We start from the raw sequence: 18,277 nt of genomic DNA, 5'->3' as shown, positions 1-18,277 counted from the left end.
GCCGGTCGGCGTATTCTTGTCGGCGTTTTTCACGAGTTCGCGGCACCCGAAACCTGTCCGGTGCTTCATGCCGAGTGAATGTGCCACCGGTCACACATGGCCAGCGTAGCGGCCGACGGACCCGCCCGGGACGTTATCGATCGCTTTCGCTGGGCATCCTCCACCTGACCGGGACCCAGGCAGCCGGATCCCGGCCCGCATCACCGAGAAGGGACGCTTCGATGGGGGAGAAGGTCGTGGCAGGCCGGTTCGACCTGTCCGATCGCCAGCGCTACCGCGACAAGCTGCGTCAGTGTCTGACGGGCTTGGAGCGACTCCTGGCGGAGAAGCGGTTCGATCGCCCCCAGAACCTCATGGGGCTGGAGATCGAATTGAATCTCGCAGGCGCCGACGGCATGCCGAAAATGTTGAACGGGCAAGTCCTCGAGCGCATCGCGAGTCGTGATTTCCAAACAGAACTCGCCATGTTCAACCTGGAAGTGAACATCCCCCCACACCGTCTGGGGGGCCGGGTATTCGACCGGCTCGCGGAGGAACTCCGTACGTCGCTGGCATATGCCGACCGAAAAGCGGGCGAGGTCGACGCCGGTATTGTGATGATCGGTATTCTGCCGACTCTCGACCGTGACGACCTGGTGTCGTCGAACCTCTCCGACGTCGACCGCTACACCCTCCTCAACGATCAGATCGTGGCCGCCCGCGGCGAGGAGTTCACCCTCGACATCGACGGTGTGGAGCACCTGAGCTGCACCTCGAAGTCCATCGCGCCCGAGGCCGCCTGCACCTCCGTGCAACTGCACCTCCAGGTCACCCCGGCCCGCTTCGCCGACGTGTGGAACGCGGCCCAGGCGGTCGCCGCCGCGCAGATCGCCGTCGGCGCCAACTCGCCGTTCCTCTTCGGCCGCGAGCTGTGGCGTGAGTCGCGGCCCCCGCTGTTCCAGCAGTCCACCGACACCCGCCCGCCCGAGCTCCAGGCCCAGGGCGTCCGGCCGCGTACCTGGTTCGGGGAGCGCTGGGTCACCTCGGCGTACGACCTCTTCGAGGAGAACCTGCGCTACTACCCGGCCCTGCTGCCGATCTGCGACGACGAGGACCCGCTGGAGGTCCTCGACCAGGGCGGCACGCCCTCGCTCGCCGAACTCGTCCTGCACAACGGCACGATCTACCGCTGGAACCGCCCCGTCTACGGCATCGCCGACGGCGTCCCGCACCTGCGCGTGGAGAACCGCGTCCTGCCGGCCGGCCCCACCGTCGTCGACGTCATCGCCAACGCGGCCTTCTTCTACGGCGTCGTCCGGGCGCTCGCGGAGGAGTCACGGCCGGTGTGGTCCCGGCTGCCCTTCGAGGCGGCCGCCGCCAACTTCGACGCCGCGTGCAAGGACGGCATCGACGCCCGCTTCACCTGGCCCCGGCGCGGCCGGTACAGCGGCACCACCGAGGTCGACGCGGTGAGCCTGATCCGTGACGAGCTGCTGCCGCTGGCCGAGGCCGGGCTGGACGCCTGGGGTGTCGAGCCGGCCGACCGCGATCTGTACCTGGGCGTGATCGAGGAACGGTGCCGCCGCCGTGTGAACGGGGCGAGCTGGCAGGCCGCCACCTTCCACAAGGCACTGGACGCCGGCCTCTCCCGGGAGGACGCCCTGGCCGCCACGACCCGGCGCTACCGCGAGCTGATGCACAAGGGAGAGCCGGTGCACAACTGGCCGGTGGGGCTGCCGGAGCCGGTGTCGCTGGGCTGACGCCGCCGCCGGGGTGACATTCCGCTGCCGCCATACTGATCCGACAGGTCGGTGAAGTGGAGGCGGGTGTGCAGGCGGAGGCGAGCCCGGTGGGCGATTCCATTCCCCAGCAGGGGCTCTCACGGCGGATGCTCCGCCACGAGACACTGCTCGTCCTCGCGCTCTCGCTGGGCGCGAGCGGCGTGTCCGCGCTGATCAGCTTCGTCGGGTCGGTCACCAAGCCGGGCGGGCTCAAGGACCAGGCGGCCACGATGAACGCCTCGGCCGCGCCCGGCCGGCCCTGGCTCGACCTCGCCTGGCAGCTCTTCGGGATCACCACGGCCCTCGTGCCCGTCGCGCTCGTCGCGCACTTCCTGCTGCGCGAGGGCGCGAGCCTGCGCACCATCGGCTTCGACCGCACCCGCCCCTGGCCCGACCTGGGACGCGGGGCGGCGATCGCGGCCGTCATCGGCAGCACCGGCATCGCCTTCTACCTCGCGGCCCGCGGCCTCGGCTTCAACCTCACCGTGGTGCCCGAGGCGCTGCCCGAGGTGTGGTGGAAGTACCCGGTGCTGATCCTCTCGGCGATCCAGAACGCCGTGCTGGAGGAAGTGATCGTCGTCGGCTATCTGCTGCGCCGCTTGGGCCGGCTGGGCTGGACTCCGACGGCTGCGCTGGCCGGCAGCGCCGTGCTGCGCGGCTCGTACCACCTCTACCAGGGCATCGGCGGCTTCATCGGGAACATGGTCATGGGCGTCGTCTTCGTCCACCTCTACCGCCGCTGGGGTCGCGTCGGCCCGCTCGTGGTGGCCCACTCGCTGCTCGACATCGGGGCGTTCGTCGGGTACGCGCTGCTGGCGGGCAAGGTGGGCTGGCTGCCGACGGCCTGAGGCGGTGCGGAAGGGGGCGTACGACACCGTCGTACGCCCCCTTTCTCGTCTCAGGCCATCAGGTCGCCCTCGATGACGGTGACCGCCCTGCCCGTCAGCAGGGTGCGCTCGCCCCGCAGTTCCGTGCGGACCCGGCCGGAGCGGGGTGAGGCCTGGAGTCCGGTGAGGCCCGGACGGCCCAGGCGCTCGGACCAGAACGGGGCGAGTGCGGTGTGGGCGCTGCCGGTCACCGGGTCCTCGTCGATGCCGACGTTCGGGAAGAAGCAGCGCGAGACGAAGTCGTAGCCCCGGGCGGGGTCCTCGGCCCGGGCGGTGGCGATGACGCCGCGCTCGGAGTGGGCGGCGAGGGCCTTCAGATCGGGGCGGAGGGCGCGCACCGTCTTCTCGTCGGCGATCTCGACGAGCAGGTCGCCGACGTTCGGGCCGGTGTCGAGGACGGTGAGCGGCTCGGTGCCGAGGGCCTCGGCGAGGCCGCGGGGCGGATCGGTCCGGGTGAGCGGGGCCGTCGGGAAGTCCATGGTGACGGAGCCGTCCGCGGCGGGGGTGGCGACCAGGACGCCGCTGCGGGTGGCGAACCGGACCGGGCCCGCGTGGGCGCCGGTCGTGTGCAGGACGTGGGCGGTGGCGAGGGTCGCGTGGCCGCACATCGCGACCTCGGTGGCCGGCGTGAACCAGCGCAGCGCCCAGTCGGCCCCTGCGCTCTCGGGCAACGGGTGGGCGAAGGCCGTCTCGGCGTGGTTGACCTCCAGGGCGACGTTCTGCAGCCAGGTGTCGTCCGGGAAGGCGTCCGTGTCGGTCAGGAGCAGGACCCCGGCCGGGTTGCCGGCGAAGGGGCGATCGGTGAAGGCGTCGACGATTCGGATCCGCATGGCCGCGACGTTAGGGCTCCGCCGAAGCCGCAGGCCAAGGCCAATTCGCGACTGGCGGCCCGGTTTCCGCCGGCCGGGTCCCGCGAGCCGGTCCTTGTCAGTCGAGTGTTACCGATATATCGTTGAAGCATCGCGACAGATCAACGATGGAATGGAGAGTGGTTGTGATGCGTACCCACGGATTCGAGCGTGGACATGGACACGGCGGCCCCCACCACGGCCGGGGCGGCTTCGAAGGGCTGCGTGCGGCCTTCGGTCCGTTCGGGCCCGGCGGCCCGGGTGGCCCCGGCTGGGGCGGACCCGGTGGACCGGGCTTCGGCCCCGGCCCCTGGGGCGGGCGAGGGCGCGGAGGACCGAGGGGAAGGGCGCGGCGCGGTGACGTACGCGCCTCGATCCTGGCCCTGCTGAAGGACCGGCCGATGCACGGCTACGAGATGATCCAGGAGATCGCCGAGCGCAGCGGCGGGGCGTGGAAGCCCAGCCCCGGCTCGGTGTACCCCACCCTCCAGCTGCTGGAGGACGAAGGGCTGATCGTCAGCGCCTCCGAGGGCGGCAAGAAGCTGTTCTCGCTCACCGAGGCGGGCCGCGAGGCGGCCGGAGAGGGGCCCGAGGCCCCCTGGGAGGAGGCTTCCCGCGGGGTCGACTGGGAGGCCCTCGGTGAGATCCGCCAGGCCGGCTTCGGTCTGATGGAGGCCTTCGGTCAGGTCTGGAAGACCGGCAGCAAGGAGCAGCGCGAGAAGGCGCTCGGCGTCATCAACGAGGCCCGCAAGAAGCTGTACCTCATCCTCGCCGACGAGGACTGAACCACGCGGGACACCAAGCGCCCCCGGATCCCTCCCGGGGCGCTTCGGCGTGCCGGGTGTCAGGTCACCAGGCCGTCCAGCCTGCGCAGCGACTCGTGCAGGGCCGCCGTGGCCGAGTCCTTGAGCTTGCCCGCCATCAGGGACACCGTCGCCCCCGTGAACTCGCCGTCGATGCGGACCGTCGTGGCGTCGCCGTCGGGCGTGAGGGTGTAGCGCGTCGCGACCGTCACCGCCATCGGGCCCTTGCCGCGGATGGCGAGCACGCGGGCCGGCTCCAGCTCCTCCACGGTCCAGGCCACCTCGGCCGGGAAGTTCATCAGCCGCATGTTCTCCTGGAACGTCGCGCCCACTGCGAGAGGCACGGGACCACCCGCCGGGAAACTCGTGTGGGTCGCGTTCCATTCGCCGTGCGCGGACCAGTCCGTGAGTCTCGCCCACACCTTCTCGGCCGGCGCCCCGATGCGTGCCTCCGCGCTGACTTCGGCCATGCGACCACCTCTTCGTATCGGGCTGGGTGTCGCGGAACGTAGCCGCGGCGGCCGCAATGTTCAATACTGACGAACCGTCAGCCAGGTCGGGGCCTCCCTCCGGATCCGCCTGATCTCCTCCGCAAGGAGGAGATTCCGGCCTCCGGGGTCCACTTCCCGTGGGACGCGAAGATGCTTCCCTCCGGGGATGACCCGGGCCCGCGGGGCTGATGGGGTAGGGATGTGCAATCCCGTATCCCCCGGCAGTCGGCCCATGAGCACGGCATTCAGCGCGTGGACAACGATGCCAGGCTCAGTGACGAGCTGGCGTCGGTGGTCGGCGGTGCCCGGCGCCGGGCGGTCCGGGACGGAGACCGGCAGATCGACACCGCCCATCTGCTCCACTCGCTGCTGGAGTCCGGCCCCGAGGCGCGTGCCGTCATCGGTGAGGGACCGCAGATCGCGCGGCTGCTCGGTTATCTCGTCCAGCGCAGCATCGGCTACGGCCTGCGCTGGCAGAGCGGTGTGGAGGACTCCGGCGCCGTCCCCCTCGTGACGGGAACGGCGGGCTTCTCCCCGCTCGCCGCCGCGTCCATGGAGTACGCCTGCGAACGGGCGGCCGAGCGCGGCGGGCCGGCCCGTGGCACCGACCTGCTCGCGGCGATCGTCGTCGACCCGCAGGCACGCGCCGTGGAGGTGCTCGAACGGGCCGGCATCGACCCGCGCGAGGTGTACGCCCGGCTCGACGGCCGGCCCGGCACTACCGAGGAGTGCGGCGAAGCCACGCACTGAGCCGCATGGCCCGGGACCGTTCGCCCCGTCCAGGCTGTGAGACAGGTGCCATAGGGGATGACGCTCCTGTCAAGGCCTGCCATCATGTGCCGGTGCGTACCTCTGACAGCAGCGCGAGCGGGCGCGGCAGGGGCGTGGGGCTCGGCCTCGCGCTCCTGTCCGCGGTGGCCTTCGGCGGATCCGGTGTCGCGGCCAAGCCGCTGATCGAGGCGGGCCTGGACCCGCTGCACGTGGTGTGGCTGCGCGTGGCCGGGGCGGCCCTGGTCATGCTGCCGCTCGCCGTGCGGCACCGGGCGCTGCTGCGCAGGCGCCCCGGTCTGCTCACCGGGTTCGGTCTGCTCGCCGTCGCCGGTGTCCAGGCCTGCTACTTCGCCGCGCTCTCCCGGATCCCCGTCGGGGTCGCGCTGCTCATCGAGTACCTGGCGCCCGCGCTCGTGCTGGGCTGGGTGCGGTTCGTGCAGAAGCGGCCCGTGACGCGTGCCGCGGCCGTCGGTGTCGTCCTCGCGGTCGGCGGACTCGCCTGTGTCGTCGAGGTCTGGTCCGGCCTCGGCTTCGACGCCCTCGGACTGCTGCTCGCGCTCGGCGCGGCCTGCTGCCAGGTCGGCTACTTCGTGCTGTCCGACCAGGGCAGCGACGCCGGGGACGAGGCACCCGACCCGCTCGGCGTCATCGCCTACGGGCTGCTCGTCGGCGCGGCCGTGCTGACCGTGGTCGCCCGGCCCTGGACCATGGACTGGTCGGTGCTCCGGGGCACCGCGAGCATGGACGGCAGGCCCGTCGCCGCCGTCGTCCTGCTGGCGTGGATCGTCCTCGTCGCCACGGTCGTCGCCTACATCACCGGTGTGCTGTCCGTGCGCCGGCTCTCCCCGCAGGTCGCGGGGGTCGTGGCCTGTCTCGAGGCGGTCATCGCCACCGTCCTTGCCTGGGTCCTGCTCGGCGAGCACCTCTCGGCGCCGCAGATCGCCGGCGGGGTGATCGTGCTGGTGGGCGCGTTCATCGCGCAGTCCTCGACGCCCGCCAAGGGGTCCGGGCAGCCGGTGGCGAGCGGCGGCCCGGAAAGGGAATTGTCCCGGCGCGGCACCAGCGCCTAAGGTGTCGATCATGCCTTCGAACGCACTCGTTCTTCCGCCTCCGGCCGCCTGAGGCGGGCCCTCCGGAAACCGCGCCCGGCGACTTGCAGCCGGGCCGAACGGTGCTGCCCGCAGACGAAGTCCGTGGACCCCGCTGATCCCGACCGATCCGGGGCCCTTCCCGAACTTCCGCGCATCCGGCCGCCACCCGACGCGGGTGCGGCACGCGTGCGCGTCTGCGGAGAGAACACGTGTCGAACACCGCATCCGGCCTGCCCATCGGGCGAGGCCTCCTCTATCTGATCGTCGCCGGTGCCGCCTGGGGCACCGCGGGCGCTGCCGCCTCCCTGGTCTACCGGGCCAGTGACATGGGGCCCGTCGCCCTCTCCTTCTGGCGCTGCGCCGCCGGTCTCGTCCTGCTGCTCGCCGTCCGCCTGCTGCGGCCGCGCGCCGCGACGCCTGTGCGGGAGCCGCTCGGCCGCCGGGTGTTGCGGTCCGGGGTCATGGGGCTCGGGCTCGCCGTCTTCCAGACCGCCTACTTCGCGGCCGTCTCCGCCACCGGCCTGGCCGTGGCCACCGTCGTCACCCTGGGCGCGGGTCCCGTCCTCATCGCGCTCGGCGCCCGGCTGACCCTGGCCGAGCGCCTGGGCCGGGGCGGCACCCTCGCCGTCGGGGGTGCCCTCGCCGGGCTCGCGGTTCTCGCCCTCGGGGGCGGGGGCGCGACCGTACGCCCGGTGGGTGTGCTGCTCGCGCTGCTGTCCGCGGCCGGGTACTGCGTGATGACGCTGCTCACCCGCCGGTGGGGCCGCGACGGCGAGGCCGACGCCTCCCGGACGACCACCGGGGCCTTCGCCGTCACGAGCCTGTGCCTGCTGCCCTTCGCCCTGGCGGAGGGACTGCTGCCGCACACCGAGGAACCCGCCCGGCTCCTGCTCCTGCTGGCCTACGTCGCCGCCGTCCCCACGGCACTCGCCTACGGCCTCTACTTCGCGGGCGCGGCCGTCGTGCGGTCCGCCACCGTCTCGGTGATCATGCTGCTCGAACCGGTGAGCGCGGCGGTGCTCGCCGTCGTCCTGCTCGGTGAGCACCTCACGACGGCGACCCTGGCCGGGACCGTGCTGATGCTCGGCTCGGTGGCGGGCCTCGCGGTCGGGGAGGCGCGGGGCGCGCGGACGGGCGAGGAGCCGGTGATGGCCATGTAGGGCGGGCCCCGCGGCCTACGCCCGCTGTCTGCGCAGGAGGTGGTCGCGGGCCCTCGCGTCGCCCGGACCGCCGCGGGCCGCGAGGCCCGCGGCGATCCGGTCCCGGACCTCGTCCGTCCTGTGGTTGGCGTACTTGAACTTCGCCCGCACGTCCGTCACTTCGAGGCGCAGGCCGCGGATCCCGGCGAGCATCCTGCTGTAGGGGGCCTCGCCCGCCGCGGCCCGTGCGGAACCGCCCCGTGGCTGGAAGTGGTCGACCTGGCGGTTGAGGAGCGCGGCCTTCTCCGCCGGGTCGTCCACGACATGGGCGCGGCAGCGGAGCTGGACGGCCGTGTAGAAGCTCGTCGGGGTGCCGTGCTCGGGCGGGACGTCCTGGGCGGCCTGCCAGGGGCCGGGCACGTACACGTAGTCGTCGACCACGCTCAGCACGACCTGCGGATCGGCCTCCAGCGCGGGCCAGAGCGGGTTCGGGCGGGCGAGATGGGTGACGACGACGCCGCGCTCGTGGTCGTAGGCGAAGTGCAGGGGCTGGACGTGGGGCGGCTCGCCCGGCAGGCCGTTGACGGCGAGCTGGCCGAAGTCGTGATCGGCCAGCCACTGTTGCCATTCGGTGTCGTCGCGGGGCGCGTCCCAGGGGTGGATCAGCATCACAGGGCCTCGAGGTAGCCGGGCAGTTCGGTGCCGGGGGCCAGGCCCGGGTCGGGAACCGGTGTGCCGTAGGTGCGCCGCACCGGGACGACACCGGCCCAGTGGGGGAGGGCGAGGTCCTCCGGTTCGTCGTTCACGCCGCCGGTGCGCAGCTTCGCGGAGACCTCGTCCAGGTCCAGGCGGATCACGGCGGTGGCGGCCAGCTCCTTCTTGTCGGCGGGGCGCGAGTCGGCGGAGCGGCCGGGCACGACGTGGTCGACCAGCGCGTCCAGGGCCTGCCGCTTCTCCTCGGGGTCCGTCACGTCGTGGGCGACGCCGTGCACCACCACGGAGCGGTAGTTGATCGAGTGGTGGAAGGCCGAGCGGGCCAGGACCAGTCCGTCGACGTGCGTGACCGTCAGGCAGACCGCAAGGCCCGGGTCGGTCTGTCCGGCCGCCCGCAGCGGACGCGAGCCCGTCGAGCCGTGCACGTACAGGCGCTCGCCGACCCGGGCGTACAGCGTGGGCAGGACCACCGGGGCCCCGTCGCGGACGAAACCGAGATGGCAGACGTAGGCCTCGTCGAGTATCGCGTGCACCAGTTCCCTGTCGTACGAGGCCCGGTCCGGGGAGCGGGTGGGGACGGTGCGGTCGGTCGGGGTGTAGCCGGTCTCGGGCTGCGACGGCGTCTGCGTGGTCCCCTGCATGGCGCTCTCCATTGCACTAGTGCATAATTGGCTTTGTGCTAGGAGAGTATCGGATCAGTGGGCGTGGCGCAGCGGACATTTCCGCGAGCATCGAGCGCGCGGTGGGGGCCGGCGAGCTGCGGCCCGGTCAATCGCTGCCGCCGATGCGGGAGTTGGCCGAGCGGCTGGGGGTGAACCCCAACACGGTCGCGGCCGCGTACCGGACCCTGCGCGAGCGCGGGGTCATCGAGACGGCGGGCCGGCGCGGCAGCCGGGTGCGGCCCGCACCGGCGACGACCGGGCGTGACCACATCAGGGTGGACGTCCCCGAGGGCGTGCGGGACGTCGCGCAGGGCAATCCGGACCCGGCGCTGCTGCCGCCGCTCGCGGGCGCCTTCGCGCAGGCGGCCGCCGAGGGCGACCGGGCGCCCGTGCTCTACGGGGACATGGCCGTGGAACCGGAGCTGGCCCGGATCGCCCGGGCCGGTCTCGACGCCGACGGGGTACCGGACGGGCCGCTCGCCGTGGTCTCCGGCGCCCTCGACGGCGTCGAACGGGTGCTGGCGGCTCACCTCAAGCCCGGTGACACCGTCGCCGTCGAGGACCCCGGCTGGGGCCGCACCCTCGATCTCGTGCCCGCGCTCGGGCTGCGGACCGTCCCCGTCGGCGTCGACGACGAGGGACCGCGCGCACAGGACGTGCGCCGGGCGCTGGAGGCCGGGGCACGGGCCCTGATCGTCACGGACCGGGCGCAGAACCCGACCGGCGCCGCGGTGAGCGCTCCACGCGCGCGTGCCCTGCGGGCCGTGCTCCGCGAGCACCCGGAGGTCCTGCTGATCGAGGACGACCACGGTCACGGCATCGTCGACGTGCCCCTGCACCCATTGGCCGGGACCACCCGGCACTGGGCGTTCGTGCGCTCGGCCGCCAAGGCCTACGGCCCCGATCTGCGGCTCGCCGTGCTCACCGGGGACGCCGTCACCGTCGACCGGGTCCGCGGGCGGCACCGGCTCGGCCCGGGCTGGGTGAGCCGGCTGATGCAGCGGGCCCTGGTCCGGTTGTGGGCCGACGGCGTGGTGGACACGGCCGAGGTGGCGGCATCGTACGGACGGCGGAGGGACGCGCTGATCGGCGCGCTCGACCGGCGCGGTGTCGCGTCGTACGGGCGCAGCGGCATGAACGTGTGGGTGCCCGTGCCTGACGAGACCGGCGCCGTCGCCCGGCTGCTGCACGCCGGCTGGGCGGTGGCCCCCGGCGCCCGCTTCCGGCTGAACGCACCGCCCGGCATCCGGGTCACCGTCTCGACGCTCGCCGGGCCCGAGATCGAGGCCCTGGCCGACGCGATCGCCTCGGCCGTCGGCCCCGCCCCCGCGCGCAGCTACGACTGAGCCCCGGCCCCGGCGCATCGGTCTTCGGTCACGGAGGAACGGGCCCGGTGGCCGGGCTCCGGGCAGCCTCTCTGGGGCGCCGGTCTTCGGTCACGGAGGATTGGGCCCGGCGATCCGGTTCTGGACGGCCTTCCTGAGGCGCCGGCCTTCGGCTACCGAGGGTTGGGCCCGGCACCCCGGTTGTGGACAGTCGCTCTTGGCACCGGCCTTCGGCCACGAAGGCACAGCCCCGGCGTCCCGGGCCGGTGCGGCACGGCTGTGACACCGGCCTCGGCCGCTGAGCCGCTGCGCGGAGGTCGTCTGAGGCATGGTCTCCGGCCCTTGCCCCCGGCGGGGCCACGTCTGAGACACCGGCCTCGGCCGTCGCGTCGCCGTGCACGCGGGCTTCGTCCGAGGAACGGCGCCCCGGCGCTGCGGGCCCGTGCGGTTAGGGCCGAGACGCCTGCCGGGGCTTCGGTCGCACCTGTGTGAGTGCCGCGCCCGTCAGGACGATCAGCGCCCCGATCGGTGTCGACCAGGTGAGCGTCTCGCCGAGGAGGGCGACGCCCGCGGCCGTGGCGATGACCGGGATGAAGTACGTGACCATCTGGGCGGTCGTCGGGCCGACCTCGGCGACCAGGCCGTACTGGAGGAGCACGGCCAGGCCCGTGCCCAGGGCGCCCAGGGCGGCGATCGCCAGCAACGGCACGACGGACACGCGGGTGGGCAGGGTCGTGAACAGCGGGGTGACGACGGCCAGCTGGACCGTCGCGAGCAGCAGCTGGGCGCCGGTCATCGACAGGTGCGAGTGGCCGGTGCCGGCCAGGGTGCGGCGGACGTAGATCCAGCCGATGGGGTAGCTGAGGGAGGCCAGCAGGGCCAGTGCCGTTCCGGTGGCGTCCAGGCCGTGGAAGCCCTGCCAGGCGCCCAGCACCGTGAGCACGCCGAGGAAGCCGAGCCCGAGCCCCGCGACGCGCACCCGGGTCGGGCGGTCCTCCGAGAGGGCGACCAGCGACAGCGCCATGCCCCACAGCGGTGAGGTCGCGTTGCAGATGCCCGCCAGCGTGGAGGGGATGGTCAGCTCGGCGTACGCGAACAGGGAGAACGGCAGGGCGTTCAGCAGGAACGCGGCGACCGTCAGATGCGCCCAGACGCGTGCCCCGCGCGGCAGCCGCTCACGTCGCACGGCCATCGCGGCGGCCAGCACCACCGTGCCGAACACCAGCCGGCCGAGCGTCACCTGGAACGGCGCGTAGCCCCCGGTGCCCACCTTGATGAGGAGGAAGCTGAAGCCCCAGATCAGGGACAGGGCGGCGAACCGCAGACGCCAATCGAGGCGGCGGCGGGGAGGGGCGGACGGGGCGGTGGCCACCCGCCCGGACGGAGTGGTGACGGTGCTCATGGCAGCCACGATGCGGCACCTGAACCTCGTAGCACAATCGAGATTTCGCACCCGGTACCGCGTAGCATTGCTTACATGTTGAACCTGGAGCGCCTGCGCACCCTCGACGCCCTCGCCCGGCACGGCTCGGTGAGCGGAGCGGCCGAGGCGCTGCACATCACGACCTCCGCCGTCTCGCAGCAGCTGGCCAAGCTGGAGCGCGAGGTCGGCCAGCAGCTCCTCGCCAAGAACGGCCGGGGCGTGCGGCTCACCGACGCGGGCCGGCTGCTCGCCGAGCACGCCGCGCGCATCCTGTCCCAGGTCGAACTCGCCCAGTCGGACCTGGAGGCCCAGCGCGGGCAGGTCGTCGGCGAGCTCAGGCTCTCGGCGTTCCCGACGGCCGCGCGCGGCTTGTTCCCGCACGCGCTGGCCGCACTGCGCGAGCAGCATCCCGCGCTCCGGCTGCGCTCCTGCGAGCTCGAACCGGAGCAGGGCATCGCCGGAGTCGTGCGCGGCGACCTCGACCTCGCCGTGGTGCTCGACTGGTACAACAAGCCCATGGCGCTGCCCGAGGGCCTGGTCAAGGCGTCGATCCTGGACGACCCGGCCGAGGTCGCCCTGCCGGTGGACCACCGGCTCGCGGGGCGCGAAGAGGTGGATCTCGGCGAGTTCGCCGACGACGAGTGGATCACCTGGGGCGACGGCGAGTTCTGCCACGAGTGGCTGATGTTCACGCTCCGCTCGAAAGGCATCGAGCCGATCGTCGGCCACCGCGCGGCGGAGACGCACACGCAGCTCGGGCTGGTCGCCGCGGGCCTCGGGGTGTGCATCGCCCCGCTGCTGGGCCGCCACCCGGTGCCCGACGGGGTCGTGACCGTCCCGGTCAGCCAGCGGGTCCGGCGGCACGTGTACGTCGTCTGGCGCGCGGACGCGGACCGCCGCCCCTCGATCCGGGCGGCGGTGCAGGCCCTGCGGGCGGCGGGGGAGAGCGTCGGCTGAACGCCCCCCGGGAGAGCTACTGCCCGGCCAGCTTGCGGAAGTCCCAGGAGACGATCTTCTGCGGCGTCAGGCGCATCCACGCATGCCGGCCGTCGTGCGGCATCTCCTCCAGGCCGAAGTTCTTCCGCGCGAACAGGGTCTCCGGCACGTCGAGTTCGGCGCGCAGCTCGCCCGTGCGGGGTATCTCGCCCACGAACTCGACGATGCCGGACAGCTCGGCGCCGCGCAGCTCGTCGTACTCCTCGCCGGTGTCGACCACGATCGCCACGCGGGGATCGCGCCGCAGGTCGGTCCACCGCTTGCTGCGGACGACCGAGTACAGCCACATCGAGGCACCGTCCCAGGCGAACCACAAGGTGCTGACGTGCGGCGCGCCGTCGGCCGACACCGTGGCCACCCGGCAGGTGCGCTGCGTGGTCAGGAAATCGTCCAGCTCGCCCGGCGTCATCATGATCTTCCGGCCCCTGCGCTGCTGAGTGACGGTCATGCGCCCCCTCTTTCTCCCACGTCGTGCCAGAGGAGATCCTCTGACATCACGTCAGAAAAGGATGGGTGCTCTTCCGTCCGTGCGCAACGGTGGCTACGCTCACCCGCCCGGCCGCCGGCGACAGGGGGAGACGTGCCCTCGTACGAAGCGCTCAGCGAGCTCCTCGACCCGCGCACCACCGTGCTGCTCACCGTCGAGTGCCAGGAGGGCGTCGTCGGGGCGGACAGCGCACTGCCCGAACTCGCCGCGCAGGCGCGCGCAGGTGGCGCCCTCGCCAACGTCGCCCGCCTGGTGGCGGCCGCCCACGACGCCGGTGTCCAGGTCGTCCACGCCGTCGCCGAGCGCCGTCCCGACGGCCGTGGCGCCAGCCGCAACGCCCGCCTCTTCCACGCCGCGGCACGCCTGCCCGTCCAGCAGCTGACCGGCACCGCGGCGGTGCGGGTGGCCGCACCGATCGAGGTCGCCGAGGAGGATCTCGTCGTACGGCGTCTGCACGGGCTGTCGCCCCTGCACGGCACCGACGTCGATCCGCTGCTGCGCAACCTCGGCTGCCGCACCCTGATCGTCACCGGCGTCTCGGCCAACGTGGCCGTGCCCAACGCCGTGTTCGATGCCGTGAACCGCGGCTACACCGTCGTCGTCCCGGCGGACGCCATCGCGGGAGTGCCCGCCGACTACACCCCCGCGATGATCCGCCACACCCTCGCGCTGGTCGCCACGGTCGCGACCACGGACGAGGTGCTGGCGTGCCTGAAGCGTGCGGGTGGGGTCAGGCGAGCGTGATGGAGTCGCCGTTCACGCTGATCTGCTTCGTCTCCAGCGGCTGGACCGCCGGCCCCTTCTTCACGCTGCCGTCCAGGACGGAGAACTGACTGCCGTGGCAGGCGCAGGAGATGACGTCGTTCTTGAGGTCGACCATCGGACACTTCTGGTGGGTGCAGATCGTCGAGAAGGCCTTGTAGTCGCCCGCGGCCGGCTGCGAGACCACCACCTTCTCGTCCTTGAAGATCTTGCCGCCGCCCTCCGGGATGTCGGCGGTCTTCGCGAGCGCCGCACCACCGGCCCCCGCTCCGGCGGAGGAACCGCCCCCCTCGTTCGTCGCGCCGCCGCCCGTGGCGCCCTGTTCGGTGGACGGGTCGGACGCCTTGTCGTCCGACCCGCACGCCGTCAGCGCCACGGTGAGCCCCGCCGCGCCGACCGCCGCCACGACGGTGCGGCGGCTCGGTCCCGACATCGGCTGAACTGATTCGCTGGTCATGCTGACGTTCCTTCCGGGGGAAGTTCGTGATCTGCCGAGAGGTACGGCCCCTGGGGACCGGCTGTTCAGACCCTGTCGAAATCCTGACCCGTGCGCGGAAGGACACGGGTAAAGCGGAGCTGTCGGTTCGCTGTCGGATTCCGGCCCGCCGCCGCGAGGCCGTCGCCGAGGCCGCCACCGGCGTCAGTAACCTGGGGCGATGCTCAAGGAAGTGATCGCGACCCGTTTCATCGCGCCCCTGCGCGAAGGCGGTTCGCTGCCGGGCCTGATCGAGGCCGACGACTTCGGCACCTACGTCCTGAAGTTCACCGGCGCGGGACAGGGCCGCAAGACGCTCGTCGCCGAAGTGGTCTGCGGGGAACTCGCCCGCCGGCTGGGGCTGCGCATGCCGCGCCTGGTCACCGTCGAGCTCGACGCGGAGCTGGGGCTCGGCGAACCCGACGAGCAGGTGCAGAGCCTGCTCCGCTCCAGCGGCGGCACCAACCTCGGCATGGACTTCCTCTCCGGCGCGCTCGGCTTCGACCCGCTCGCCTTCCCGGTGGACGCGGAGGAGGCCGGGCGGGTGGTCTGGTTCGACGCGCTGATCAACAACGTCGACCGGTCCTGGCGCAACCCCAACCTGCTGAGGTGGCGGGGCGAGCTGTGGCTCGTCGACCACGGCGCGACGATGATCTGGCACCACAACTGGCCGGGCGTGGAGGCCTCCGCCGCCCGCCCGTACGACGCCTCCGACCACGCGCTCGCGTCCTTCGCGCCCGACGTCGCCTCTGCCGCCGCCGCGTTGGCGCCCCTGGTCACCGAGGAACTCCTCGCCGACGTGACCGCGCAGATCCCGGACGCCTGGCTCACGGACGAACCGGGCTTCGCCACTCCGGACGACCTGAGGCAGGCCTACGCGCGGCCGCTGCTCGCCCGGGCCGCCGTCATCCACGACCGCATCCAGGGGCTCACGTGAACGACCGGCACATCATCAGGGGCGGCCCCCGGGACCGCCACGTCTACGAGTACGCCGTCCTGCGCGTCGTCCCGCGCGTCGAACGCGGCGAGTGCATCAACGCCGGAATCCTCGTCTACTGCCGCGCCGAGGCCTACGTCGGTGCCCGCACCCACCTCGACGAGGCCCGCCTGCTGGCCCTCGACCCCCGGGTCGACGTGGCCGGGGTCCGGGCCGCCCTGCGAGCCGTGGAAGGGCTGTGTGCGGGCGGGACCGCGGCCGGCCAGGCGGCCTCCGACGACCCGGGCCGCCGCTTCCGCTGGCTCGTCGCCCCCCGCTCCACCATCGTCCAGCCCGGCCCCGTCCACACCGGCCTGACCACGGACCCGGCGGCGGAGCCCGAGCGCTTGCTGGACCTGCTGGTGAGGTGACGGGCACCCGGCCCGGCCGTCAGTGCCGGCGGCGCTTCACCGCGTGACCGGCGGCGACGGCGGCCCCCGCCGCGAAGGTCAGACCGATCGCGACGTCCCAGTCGCTCGGCCCCGAGGTCACCGCGCCCCCGAGTCCTCCTCGCACGCCTCGAGTCGGAGCGCCGGTGGGAGTGGCGGTGGGAGTGGCGGTGACGGGAGCGGAGGGGCTGGGCGGCGGGGTCGTGGGGGAGATGACCCCGCGCCGGGCCAACGCCTCACACGCGATGCCGTCGTCCGGGCCCTGATCCTCGTCGAGTCTGTTCGGATCACCCGGATCCGCGTCGAAGACGGCCTGCGCGTCCTCCTGGAAGGAGAAGTCACGGCAGTCCAGGTCCTGTCGGGCGTGAGCGGGGTCGGCCAGCGGCACGATCGCGGCGATCGCGAACAGCGTGCCGATGGCACCGGTGCGACACGGTGCGACGGCGCATGGAGCGCCTCCCTTCCGGCCACGGGTGGCTCGCGCTCCGACGCTAGGCGCCGAGGGGCGTGGCGGCGCGCGGCCGTAGGCCGATCGGGTGTCCCGCAGGACGCTGACGGGCAGGGTGGGGCCGGGTGATGGATCACATGCCGCCTCCGGCCGTTGACACCGCGTGCCAGGGCTTCTAGCGTCACACCCACTGAAGGTACTAAGCGGTCGCTCACCTGAGGAGTAGCAGTCATGTCCACCACTGAGCAGCGGGTTGCCGTCGTGACCGGTGCCGCGCGCGGCATCGGCGCCGCCACCGCCGTACGACTGGCCGCCGAGGGCCGCGCGGTCGCCGTTCTCGACCTCGACGAGGCGGCCTGCAAGGACACCGTCGAGAAGATCACCGCCGCGGGCGGCAGGGCCCTCGCGGTCGGCTGCGACGTCTCGGACGAGGCCCAGGTCGAGGCGGCCGTCGCCCGGATCGCCGAGGAGCTCGGCGCACCGACGATCCTGGTCAACAACGCGGGCGTGCTGCGCGACAACCTCCTGTTCAAGATGAGCGTCTCCGACTGGGACACCGTCATGAACGTGCACCTGCGCGGCGCCTTCCTGATGTCCAAGGCCTGCCAGAAGCACATGGTGGACGCGGGCTTCGGCCGGATCGTCAACCTGTCCTCGTCGTCCGCGCTCGGCAACCGCGGTCAGGTGAACTACTCGGCCGCGAAGGCGGGTCTGCAGGGCTTCACCAAGACCCTCGCCAAGGAGCTCGGCAAGTTCGGCGTCACCGCCAACTCCGTCGCCCCCGGCTTCATCGCCACCGAGATGACCAAGGCGACCGCCGACCGGGTCGGCATGGGCTTCGAGGACTTCAAGGCCGCCGCCGCCACCCAGATCCCGGTGGCCCGGGTCGGCGAGCCGGAGGACATCGCCAACGCCATCGCCTTCTTCACCGGCGAGGCGGCCGGGTTCGTCTCCGGCCAGGTGCTGTACGTGGCCGGCGGACCGCTCGACTAAGGGACCGAGAACATGACTTCCGTGGAACTCTCCGGCAAGGTCGCCCTCGTGACGGGCGCCAGCCGCGGCATCGGTTACGGCGTGGCCGAGGCGCTGGTCGCGCGCGGTGACCGCGTGTGCATCACCGGGCGCAACGAGGACGCCCTCAAGGAGGCCGTCGAGCAGCTCGGCGCCGACCGCGTGATCCACGTGGCGGGCAAGGCGCACGACGAGGCCCACCAGGCCGTCGCCGTCGAGCGCACGATGGAGGCCTTCGGCCGCGTCGACTACCTGGTCAACAACGCCGGCACCAACCCGGTGTTCGGGCCGATCGCCGACCTCGACCTGAACGTCGCCCGCAAGGTCTTCGAGACCAATGTCGTCTCGGCGCTCGGTTTCGCCCAGCGGACCTGGCACGCCTGGCAGAAGGACAACGGCGGCGCGATCGTCAACATCGCCTCCGTCGCGGGTCTGTCGCCCTCGCCGTTCATCGGCGCGTACGGCGTCAGCAAGGCCGCGATGATCAACCTGACCGTGCAGCTCGCGCACGAGTTCGCGCCCAGGGTGCGGGTCAACGCGATCGCCCCGGCGGTCGTGAAGACCAAGTTCGCCCAGGCCCTGTACGAGGGCCGCGAGGAGGAGGCCGCCGCGGCCTACCCGCTGGGCCGGCTCGGCGTGCCCTCCGACATCGGGGGCGCGGCGGCGTTCCTCACCTCCGAGCAGTCCGACTGGGTCACCGGTCAGACGCTCGTCGTGGACGGCGGCATCTTCCTCAACGCCGGAACCGGCTGACGGGCATCACGCACACGGTTCGGCACGGGCGCCCGACGACACGGACGGCGCCCGTGCCGGTGCAAA

General features: G+C 72.7%; 21 protein-coding genes. 13 read left to right on the top strand and 8 right to left on the bottom strand.

Going from position 1 to position 18,277, the window contains the following annotated elements; all coding sequences use genetic code 11:
- Window positions 1-221 precede the first annotated feature (221 nt).
- A complete protein-coding gene (locus ACFY9E_RS21950; RefSeq protein ID WP_390986524.1) occupies window positions 222-1,739 on the top strand; it encodes a glutamate-cysteine ligase family protein in 1,518 nt (505 codons plus the stop codon).
- A gap of 68 nt (window positions 1,740-1,807) precedes the next feature.
- Window positions 1,808-2,608: a type II CAAX prenyl endopeptidase Rce1 family protein gene (locus ACFY9E_RS21945; protein WP_390986521.1), complete on the top strand. Its 801-nt coding sequence runs from the start codon at window positions 1,808-1,810 to the stop codon at window positions 2,606-2,608.
- A 50-nt stretch (window positions 2,609-2,658) separates the two neighbouring features.
- On the opposite strand, the gene ACFY9E_RS21940 is transcribed toward ACFY9E_RS21945, so the two are convergent.
- Window positions 2,659-3,477, bottom strand: a complete 819-nt coding sequence (locus ACFY9E_RS21940; RefSeq protein ID WP_390986519.1) for a PhzF family phenazine biosynthesis isomerase — start codon at window positions 3,475-3,477, stop codon at window positions 2,659-2,661.
- A gap of 167 nt (window positions 3,478-3,644) precedes the next feature.
- On the opposite strand from ACFY9E_RS21940, the gene ACFY9E_RS21935 reads away from it, so the two are divergent.
- Window positions 3,645-4,280 (top strand): helix-turn-helix transcriptional regulator, encoded by a 636-nt coding sequence (locus tag ACFY9E_RS21935; protein WP_390986516.1) that lies wholly within the window; start codon window positions 3,645-3,647, stop codon window positions 4,278-4,280.
- A gap of 59 nt (window positions 4,281-4,339) precedes the next feature.
- Here ACFY9E_RS21935 and ACFY9E_RS21930 read toward each other — a convergent pair whose 3' ends face one another.
- Window positions 4,340-4,768 carry an SRPBCC family protein gene (locus ACFY9E_RS21930; protein WP_390986513.1) on the bottom strand — a complete coding sequence of 143 codons (429 nt, stop codon included), beginning with the start codon at window positions 4,766-4,768 and terminating at the stop codon, window positions 4,340-4,342.
- 222 nt (window positions 4,769-4,990) lie between these two features.
- Here ACFY9E_RS21930 and ACFY9E_RS21925 point away from each other — a divergent pair, with 222 nt between their 5' ends.
- From ACFY9E_RS21925 to ACFY9E_RS21915, 3 genes are all read left to right on the top strand, one after another.
- A complete protein-coding gene (locus tag ACFY9E_RS21925) occupies window positions 4,991-5,539 on the top strand; it encodes a Clp protease N-terminal domain-containing protein (RefSeq protein WP_390986511.1) in 549 nt (182 codons plus the stop codon).
- Between the two features lie 86 nt (window positions 5,540-5,625).
- Window positions 5,626-6,630 (top strand): EamA family transporter, encoded by a 1,005-nt coding sequence (locus ACFY9E_RS21920; RefSeq protein ID WP_390986508.1) that lies wholly within the window; start codon window positions 5,626-5,628, stop codon window positions 6,628-6,630.
- A 230-nt stretch (window positions 6,631-6,860) separates the two neighbouring features.
- Window positions 6,861-7,811 (top strand): EamA family transporter, encoded by a 951-nt coding sequence (locus ACFY9E_RS21915; RefSeq protein ID WP_390986506.1) that lies wholly within the window; start codon window positions 6,861-6,863, stop codon window positions 7,809-7,811.
- A 15-nt stretch (window positions 7,812-7,826) separates the two neighbouring features.
- Here ACFY9E_RS21915 and ACFY9E_RS21910 read toward each other — a convergent pair whose 3' ends face one another.
- Both ACFY9E_RS21910 and ACFY9E_RS21905 read right to left on the bottom strand, forming a co-directional pair.
- Window positions 7,827-8,459 (bottom strand): FMN-binding negative transcriptional regulator, encoded by a 633-nt coding sequence (locus ACFY9E_RS21910; RefSeq protein ID WP_390986503.1) that lies wholly within the window; start codon window positions 8,457-8,459, stop codon window positions 7,827-7,829.
- Window positions 8,459-9,145, bottom strand: coding sequence for a pyridoxamine 5'-phosphate oxidase family protein (locus ACFY9E_RS21905; protein WP_390986500.1), 687 nt, complete (start codon window positions 9,143-9,145; stop codon window positions 8,459-8,461). Before ACFY9E_RS21905 ends, ACFY9E_RS21910 begins: the two co-directional genes overlap by 1 nt.
- Before the next feature lie 35 nt (window positions 9,146-9,180).
- Here ACFY9E_RS21905 and ACFY9E_RS21900 point away from each other — a divergent pair, with 35 nt between their 5' ends.
- Window positions 9,181-10,512: an aminotransferase class I/II-fold pyridoxal phosphate-dependent enzyme gene (locus ACFY9E_RS21900; protein WP_390986497.1), complete on the top strand. Its 1,332-nt coding sequence runs from the start codon at window positions 9,181-9,183 to the stop codon at window positions 10,510-10,512.
- Between the two features lie 427 nt (window positions 10,513-10,939).
- Here the strand turns inward: ACFY9E_RS21900 and ACFY9E_RS21895 are convergent, their stop codons facing one another.
- The gene (locus ACFY9E_RS21895) at window positions 10,940-11,893 is read right to left on the bottom strand and encodes an EamA family transporter (protein ID WP_390986494.1); all 954 of its coding nucleotides are present in this window, start codon (window positions 11,891-11,893) and stop codon (window positions 10,940-10,942) included.
- Window positions 11,894-11,968: 75 nt separating this feature from the next.
- Here ACFY9E_RS21895 and ACFY9E_RS21890 point away from each other — a divergent pair, with 75 nt between their 5' ends.
- Window positions 11,969-12,871 (top strand): LysR substrate-binding domain-containing protein, encoded by a 903-nt coding sequence (locus ACFY9E_RS21890; RefSeq protein WP_390986491.1) that lies wholly within the window; start codon window positions 11,969-11,971, stop codon window positions 12,869-12,871.
- A gap of 16 nt (window positions 12,872-12,887) precedes the next feature.
- Here ACFY9E_RS21890 and ACFY9E_RS21885 read toward each other — a convergent pair whose 3' ends face one another.
- On the bottom strand, window positions 12,888-13,358 hold the full coding sequence (locus ACFY9E_RS21885; RefSeq protein ID WP_390986489.1) for a pyridoxamine 5'-phosphate oxidase family protein: 471 nt from the start codon (window positions 13,356-13,358) through the stop codon (window positions 12,888-12,890).
- Between the two features lie 132 nt (window positions 13,359-13,490).
- Here ACFY9E_RS21885 and ACFY9E_RS21880 point away from each other — a divergent pair, with 132 nt between their 5' ends.
- Complete coding sequence (locus ACFY9E_RS21880; protein ID WP_390986486.1) at window positions 13,491-14,141, top strand: isochorismatase family protein; 651 nt, start codon at window positions 13,491-13,493, stop codon at window positions 14,139-14,141.
- Here the strand turns inward: ACFY9E_RS21880 and ACFY9E_RS21875 are convergent.
- Window positions 14,128-14,616, bottom strand: a complete 489-nt coding sequence (locus ACFY9E_RS21875; protein ID WP_390986483.1) for a Rieske 2Fe-2S domain-containing protein — start codon at window positions 14,614-14,616, stop codon at window positions 14,128-14,130. The genes ACFY9E_RS21880 and ACFY9E_RS21875 overlap by 14 nt on opposite strands.
- A 199-nt stretch (window positions 14,617-14,815) precedes the next feature.
- On the opposite strand from ACFY9E_RS21875, the gene ACFY9E_RS21870 reads away from it, so the two are divergent.
- Both ACFY9E_RS21870 and ACFY9E_RS21865 read left to right on the top strand, forming a co-directional pair.
- The gene (locus ACFY9E_RS21870; protein ID WP_390986481.1) at window positions 14,816-15,571 is read left to right on the top strand and encodes a HipA family kinase; all 756 of its coding nucleotides are present in this window, start codon (window positions 14,816-14,818) and stop codon (window positions 15,569-15,571) included.
- Window positions 15,568-15,981: a DUF3037 domain-containing protein gene (locus tag ACFY9E_RS21865; protein WP_390986478.1), complete on the top strand. Its 414-nt coding sequence runs from the start codon at window positions 15,568-15,570 to the stop codon at window positions 15,979-15,981. Before ACFY9E_RS21870 ends, ACFY9E_RS21865 begins: the two co-directional genes overlap by 4 nt.
- Window positions 15,982-16,000: 19 nt before the next feature.
- Here the strand turns inward: ACFY9E_RS21865 and ACFY9E_RS21860 are convergent, their stop codons facing one another.
- Window positions 16,001-16,387 (bottom strand): excalibur calcium-binding protein, encoded by a 387-nt coding sequence (locus ACFY9E_RS21860; protein ID WP_390986476.1) that lies wholly within the window; start codon window positions 16,385-16,387, stop codon window positions 16,001-16,003.
- Between the two features lie 291 nt (window positions 16,388-16,678).
- Here ACFY9E_RS21860 and fabG point away from each other — a divergent pair, with 291 nt between their 5' ends.
- Window positions 16,679-17,440, top strand: coding sequence for a 3-oxoacyl-ACP reductase FabG (gene fabG, locus ACFY9E_RS21855; RefSeq protein WP_390986473.1), 762 nt, complete (start codon window positions 16,679-16,681; stop codon window positions 17,438-17,440).
- Between the two features lie 12 nt (window positions 17,441-17,452).
- Window positions 17,453-18,211, top strand: coding sequence for a glucose 1-dehydrogenase (locus ACFY9E_RS21850; protein ID WP_390986470.1), 759 nt, complete (start codon window positions 17,453-17,455; stop codon window positions 18,209-18,211).
- Window positions 18,212-18,277: the final 66 nt, after the last annotated feature.

Source organism: Streptomyces sp. NPDC012466, assembly GCF_042955215.1.
Lineage (GTDB): Bacteria > Actinomycetota > Actinomycetes > Streptomycetales > Streptomycetaceae > Streptomyces.
This window is presented reverse-complemented; position numbering and strand designations above follow the sequence as displayed.